Source organism: Cupriavidus sp. 01L46, from assembly GCF_056399905.1.
Map to the genome: position 1 here is coordinate 1 of NZ_JBFTSF010000335.1, position 6,126 is coordinate 6,126.

A 6,126-nucleotide genomic window follows, 5' to 3' on the forward strand; every position below is an offset into this window, starting at 1 on the left:
CCATTTTGAGTTTTTATGGGGCGAATTTCACCGAAAAACAAATTATGGATGCGATGGGAAAAAACAATAACGTCGCCTCATTCGACGACATGGCTAAAGTATTGCCAGAATTCGGCTTCAAGGCTCAAGGAATAGCATTGTCGTATGAACAATTAACGTTGCTTGAGATTCCTGCAGTGGCGTATGTGCGCCCTGAAAGTGAGGATCACTTCACTGTTATCCGGGGTGTATCTCGAGACCACGTTTGGATCGGCGATCCATCTTGGGGAAATCGGCGTCTATCCAGGGATCAATTCCTCAATATGTGGCAAACACGGGACGATGAGATTCTAAAGGGGAGACTGCTTATAGTTCAGCCTATTAACGGAACCCCCTTGAAATCAGGTTCATTTGGCGAGCCCAATCCGCACACCCTCCCGGTGGCGTTGCAGACTCAGCGGGCGCTCTAGAGGAACTGGTCCTGCGCAAGGGGAACATTGCTGGGAAGGCATAGGAGCGCGGAGGCAGCACAAATGCAGTAGGATTTGCTGCTCATTGGGTCCACCGTCGGCCGCTCCCGCGAACTCGATCCGGTCAGCTCGTCCTCAACCGCTCCCGGAGCCAACGTTGTTCGATCGAGCCAGGCAGGATTGGCAGCCAGAATTGAGTAGTGTCTGAATATGAGGGCTGAAAAATTCCCAATTGGGCAAGGGCCACACGCTGCCTTCTCTCTCGGGACAGACTGCCCCCCGCCATTAGTCCGCCTTCACCCCTGCTGCCTTGATGATCGGCGACCATTTCTCGATCTCGGCCTTCAGCCAGGTGCGCAGCCCTTCTGGCGTCTGCTTGTCCTGCGGCACGATCTCGGCGCCCAKGTCCGCCAGCCGTGCCGCTACCGCCGGATCCTTCAACGCGGTGCGCAAGGCGCCGTTGAGCCGGTCGATGACCGCCGGCGGCGTGCCATGCGGGGCATAGATGCCGTGCCAGACCTTGACCTCGAAGCCCTTGAGCCCACTCTCGGCTAGCGTGGCGGTGTCAGGCAAGGCCTTGATGCGCGTGGTGGTGGTGACGCCGTAGAGCTTGACCTTGTCGGCCTTGATATGCGGCAGGGTCTGGGTGGTCTGGTCGCACAGGATATCGACCTGGCTGCCCAGCAGGGCGGTCATCGCGGGCGCGGTGCCTTGGTAGGGAATGGCGGTCAGCTCCACGCCGATGGCTTTCTGGAACAGCATGCCGCACAGCTGCGAGACCGCGCCCAGCCCGGCATTGGCCAGGTTGACCTTGCCCTGGTTCTGGCGGATGTAGGCAATCAGCTCAGGCAATGTCCTGGCTGGCAGGTCATGACGGCCGAGCAGGGTCATGGGCACGTCGGCTACCTGRCCGACAAAGCTGAAATCCGTCAGCGGCTTGTAGGGGAGCTTGCTGTACAGCGCCGGCGCGGTGGCCATGCCGTTGTGGTGGATCAGGATGGTGTAGCCGTCCGGCGCGGCCTTGGCCACGTAGGCGGCGGAGACGGTGCCACCGGCGCCGAGCCGGTTTTCCACCACCACGCTCTGGCCCAGGGTCTTGGACATGGCCGCGGCCATGGTGCGCGCCACCACGTCGGTGGGGCCGCCCGCGGCAAAGGGGACCACCATGGTGATCGGCTTGGTGGGGTAGGCATCGGCGGCCCGCGCCGGGGCAGGCGCGATGAGTGCCGCCGCCACGCCCAGCGCGGCGAGCGCCATCCAGCGCCATGGTGCCTGGGCCCGGTTCATCTGCGCTGCGTGTTCGCTGCCGACCCGCCGGTGCCGCTGCTGTTTGCTGCCTGCCATGTCTTTCGTCTCCATCGTGGTGGATTGGCCGGGCTATGCCGGCCGGGGCTCGCCTGCGTCGGCCCGTGCGGGCGTGCGGCGCTATCGCGTTACCGCGTTATCGTTTCCGGCAAGCGTGGCGATAAAGCGACGCCTATGCAATACGGATTTCCCTAAGGGTGGGCAAGGCAGGCCAGAAGCCGCCAGGCGCCGGCGAGTGCGCGCGGCGCCGCCCAAACCCGTGCCGTGCCCGCCCGGCCTGCTTCCGGGGGCGCTAAGCCGCTCTTTCGCAAATCCGAATTACCGCACGGCAGGCCCTCGGGAATAATGGCCGCAAGCTAGATTCCATAACATCCAGATAAGTCCATACCGGGGCCCCTTTTCATGTTCGCAGAACAATCGCACGACCAGCCGTATCCCGACATCCGCGAAGCCGTGCGTGCCCTGTGCACCGGCTTCGATTCCGCCTACTGGCAACGCGTGGAAGAGCAGAACGCCTTCCCGGAAGAGTTCGTGCAGGCGCTGACCAAGGCCGGCTGGCTGTCCGCCCTGATCCCGGAGGAGTACGGCGGCTCGGGCCTGCCGCTGACCGCCGCGTCCGTCATCATGGAGGAGATCAACCGCACCGGCGGCAACTCCGGCGCCTGCCACGGCCAGATGTATGTGATGGGCTGCCTGCTGCGCCACGGCTCGGCCGAGCAAAAGCAGCGCTGGCTGCCGGGCATTGCCTCGGGCGAGCTGCGCATGCAGTCGATGGCGGTGACCGAGCCCACCACCGGCACCGATACCACCAAGCTCAAGACCACCGCCGTGAAGAAGGGCGACCGCTACGTCATCAACGGCCAGAAGGTCTGGATCTCGCGTGTGCAGCACTCGGACCTGATGCTGCTGCTGGCGCGCACCACGCCGCTGGACCAGGTCAAGCGCAAGTCGGAGGGGCTGTCGGTGTTCGTGGTGGATCTGCGCGAGGCCATCGGCAAGGGCCTGACGGTGCGGCCGATCCGCAATATGGTCAACCACGAGACCAACGAACTGTTCTTCGACAACCTGGAGATCCCCGCCGAGAACCTGATCGGCGAGGAAGGCAAGGGCCTCAAGTACATCCTGGACGGCCTGAACGCCGAGCGCATCCTGATCGCCTCCGAATGCGTCGGCGACGGCTACTGGTTTATCGAGCGCGCCAGCAGCTATGCGCGCGAGCGCATCGTGTTCGACCGTCCGATCGGCCAGAACCAGGGCATCCAGTTCCCCATCGCGCGTGCCTATGTGAACGTGGAAGCGGCCAGCCTGATGCGCTACAAGGCCGCCGCGCTGTTCGACGCCGGCAAGCCCTGCGGCAAGGAAGCCAACATCTCCAAGCTGCTCGCCGCCGATGCGTCGTGGGAAGCGGCCAACGTCTGCCTGCAGACCCACGGCGGCTTCGGCTTTGCCGCCGAATACGACATCGAGCGCAAGTTCCGCGAGACGCGCCTGTACCAGGTCGCGCCGATCTCCACCAACCTGATCCTGTCGTATGTGGCCGAGCACGTGCTCGAGCTGCCGCGCTCGTTCTGAGGGCCGCCCCCAATGCTTGCTACGCATCAGGGCATCCGCCCGCTCGATGGCATCCGCGTCGTCTCCCTCGAACACGCCGTGGCCGCGCCGTTCGCCACCCGCCAGCTGGCCGACCTGGGCGCCCGCGTGGTCAAGGTGGAGCGCCCCGGCGTGGGCGATTTCGCGCGTGGCTACGATGAGACCGTCCATGGCCAGGCCTCGCACTTCGTCTGGCTCAACCGCGGCAAGGAGAGCCTGACGCTCGACCTCAAGCAAGACGAGGCGCAAGCCGTGCTGCACCGCCTGCTGGCCGATGCGGACGTGCTGGTGCAGAACCTGGCACCCGGCGCGGCTGCGCGCATGGGGCTGGATTTCGACACGCTGCACCCGCGCTACGGCAAGCTGATCGTCTGCGATATTTCGGGCTACGGAGACGCCGGCCCCTATCGCGACAAGAAAGCGTACGACCTGCTGATCCAGGCGGCCGCCGGCCTGATCGGCATCACCGGCAGCGCGGACGAACCATCGCGCGCGGGCATTTCCATCGCCGACATCGCGGCCGGCATGTACGCCTATAGCGGCATCCTCTCCGCGCTGCTGCAGCGCGGGCGCACCGGCCAGGGCCTGCGCGTGGAGGTGACCATGCTGGAGGCACTGACCGAGTGGATGAACTACGCGCTGTACTTCGGCCACTACGGCGGCAAGGCGCCGGCACGATTTGGCGCATCGCACCCGGCCATCGCGCCGTATGGCGTGCACCGTACCGGCGACGGCGGCAGCGTGATCTTCGGCCTGCAGAACGAGCGTGAATGGCAGGCCTTCTGCAACAAGGTGCTGGCGCAGCCGGCGCTGCTCAAGGACGAGCGCTTCGCCTCCAACTCGGGGCGCGTCAAGAACCGCACCGAGCTGACCGCGTTGATCGAAGCGCGTTTCGCGCCGATGACGGTGACGCAGGTCGAAGCATTGCTGGACGACGCGCAGATCGCCAACGCGCCCATGAACGATATCGAGGCCGTGTGGAACCACCCGCAACTGGCCGCACGCGGACGCTGGCGCGAAGTGGCCAGCCCCGGCGGCCCCATCGGGGCGTTGCTGCCGCCGGCCAACCTGTCGGGCGTGGAGCCGGTGATGGGCGACGTCCCGGCGCTGGGCGCGCATAGCGCGGCCATCCTGGCGGAGCTGGGTTACGGCGCGCATGAGATTGCCAGGATGACGGACAGCAAGACGATTTGAACAACAGCACGAAGCCGTGACGCCAACGCGCAGGCGTAGCGCCTGCGCACTATTTCGCGCAGACGTGGCTCCCCTCTCCCGCTTGCGGGAGAGGGGAGGAACAGAAAGACAAACCACCACCCCAGAACCCCGCCCGGAGCCGGCATGAGCCAAGCCACTGACCACACCTACCCTACCCGCCAGTTGTGCGATTTCCTGGCCCGCTTCACGCTGGCCGACGTGCCCGCCGAYGTGGTGGAACGCACCAAGGACCTGTTCCTCGACTGGATTGCCTCCGCCATCGCCGGCAAGGATGCACCGGCGGTGCGCAAGCTGCAGGAGTTCGTCGCCGCGATGGGCCCGCAGCAGGGCCCGGCCGAGGTGCTGGTGGATCGCCGCCGCACTTCGCCATACTTTGCCGCCCTGATCAATGGCGCCTCCTCCCACGTGGTGGAGCAGGACGACGTGCATAACGGCTCGGTGCTGCACCCGGCCGCCGTGGTGTTCCCCGCCGTGATCGCTGCCGCGCAGGCCGAAGGCAAGAGCGGTGCCGAGGTGCTGCTGGCATCCATCGCCGGCTACGAGGCAGGCATCCGTATCGGCGAATTCATGGGCCGCTCGCACTATCGCGTGTTCCACACCACAGGCACCGTCGGCACGCTGGCGGCAGCCGCCGCTGTCGCCAAGCTGTATGGCATGGACGCAGAAGGCATCAACCAGGCGCTCGGCTCGGCCGGCACGCAGGCCGCCGGCCTGTGGGAATTCCTGCGCGACGCCGCGGACTCCAAGCAACTGCACACCGCCAAGGCAGCTGCCGACGGCCTGATGTCCGCCTGGATCGCGCGCGCTGGCTTTACCGGTGCGAAGCGCATCCTGGAAGGCCCGCAGGGCATGGCCGCCGGCATGTCCAGCGACGCCAATCCCGCCGCCCTGACCGACGGCCTGGGCGAGCGCTGGGCCACCGCCGAGACTTCGTTCAAGTTCTTCGCCTCGTGCCGCCACACGCACCCGGCGGCCGATGCGCTCAAGGACCTGATGCTGCGCGAGAAGATCAGCGCGGACCAGATCGCCAGCGTGACCGCGCACGTGCACCAGGGCGCCATCGACGTGCTCGGCCCCGTGACCGATCCCAAGACCATCCACCAGGCCAAGTTCTCCATGGGCACCGTGCTGGGCCTGGTCGCCGTGCATGCGCACGCCGGCCTGGGCGAGTTCGAGGACCATGCGCTGCAAGACGCGAAGGTGGCCGCCTTCCGCGACAAGGTGGAGATGGAACTGGACGACGAGATCAATGCCGCGTATCCGCGCCAGTGGATCGGCCGCGTCACGGTCAAGACCACCGACGGCCGCACGCTGGCGGGCCGCGTGGACGTGCCCAAGGGCGATCCGGGTAATACCTTGTCGCGCCCGGAGCTGGAGGCCAAGGCGCTGCAACTGGGCGCGTTCCGCCACGGCGCAAGCGAGACCGAGATGCGCACCATCATTGCCCGCGTGTGGGCGCTGGAGAAGCAGGCGAGCGTCATCGACTGGCTGCCCACCGCCTGATCACATGGCCAATCCTACCGAGACTCGCTTCATGTCCGCCGTCACCACCGCCATGACCTATCTG

Annotated in this window: 5 protein-coding genes; 4 read left to right on the forward strand and 1 reads right to left on the reverse strand. The window is 65.8% G+C overall.

Annotated elements, in window-relative coordinates:
• Positions 1 to 449: C39 family peptidase (locus AC1DS3_RS33400; protein WP_477128845.1), on the forward strand; the 449-nt coding region annotated here is incomplete at its 5' end.
• Between the two features lie 285 nt (positions 450 to 734).
• On the opposite strand, the gene AC1DS3_RS33405 is transcribed toward AC1DS3_RS33400, so the two are convergent.
• On the reverse strand, positions 735 to 1,736 hold the full coding sequence (locus tag AC1DS3_RS33405) for a tripartite tricarboxylate transporter substrate-binding protein (protein WP_477128846.1): 1,002 nt from the start codon (positions 1,734 to 1,736) through the stop codon (positions 735 to 737).
• Between the two features lie 420 nt (positions 1,737 to 2,156).
• Here AC1DS3_RS33405 and AC1DS3_RS33410 point away from each other — a divergent pair, with 420 nt between their 5' ends.
• The 3 genes from AC1DS3_RS33410 (at position 2,157) to AC1DS3_RS33420 (ending at position 6,062) form a co-directional block, all read left to right on the forward strand.
• The gene (locus AC1DS3_RS33410; RefSeq protein WP_318235482.1) at positions 2,157 to 3,326 is read left to right on the forward strand and encodes an acyl-CoA dehydrogenase family protein; all 1,170 of its coding nucleotides are present in this window, start codon (positions 2,157 to 2,159) and stop codon (positions 3,324 to 3,326) included.
• Positions 3,327 to 3,338: 12 nt separating this feature from the next.
• Positions 3,339 to 4,538, forward strand: a complete 1,200-nt coding sequence (locus AC1DS3_RS33415) for a CaiB/BaiF CoA transferase family protein (RefSeq protein WP_441639872.1) — start codon at positions 3,339 to 3,341, stop codon at positions 4,536 to 4,538.
• Between the two features lie 144 nt (positions 4,539 to 4,682).
• Positions 4,683 to 6,062: an MmgE/PrpD family protein gene (locus AC1DS3_RS33420; RefSeq protein WP_441639873.1), complete on the forward strand. Its 1,380-nt coding sequence runs from the start codon at positions 4,683 to 4,685 to the stop codon at positions 6,060 to 6,062.
• Positions 6,063 to 6,126 lie beyond the last annotated feature (64 nt).

Bases quoted from the DNA above. Each gene is read 5' to 3' on its own strand.
- AC1DS3_RS33410 (WP_318235482.1), top strand. From the start codon at position 2,157: ATGTTCGCAGAACAATCGCACGACCAGCCGTATCCCGACATCCGCGAA.
- AC1DS3_RS33415 (WP_441639872.1), top strand. From the start codon at position 3,339: ATGCTTGCTACGCATCAGGGCATCCGCCCGCTCGATGGCATCCGCGTC.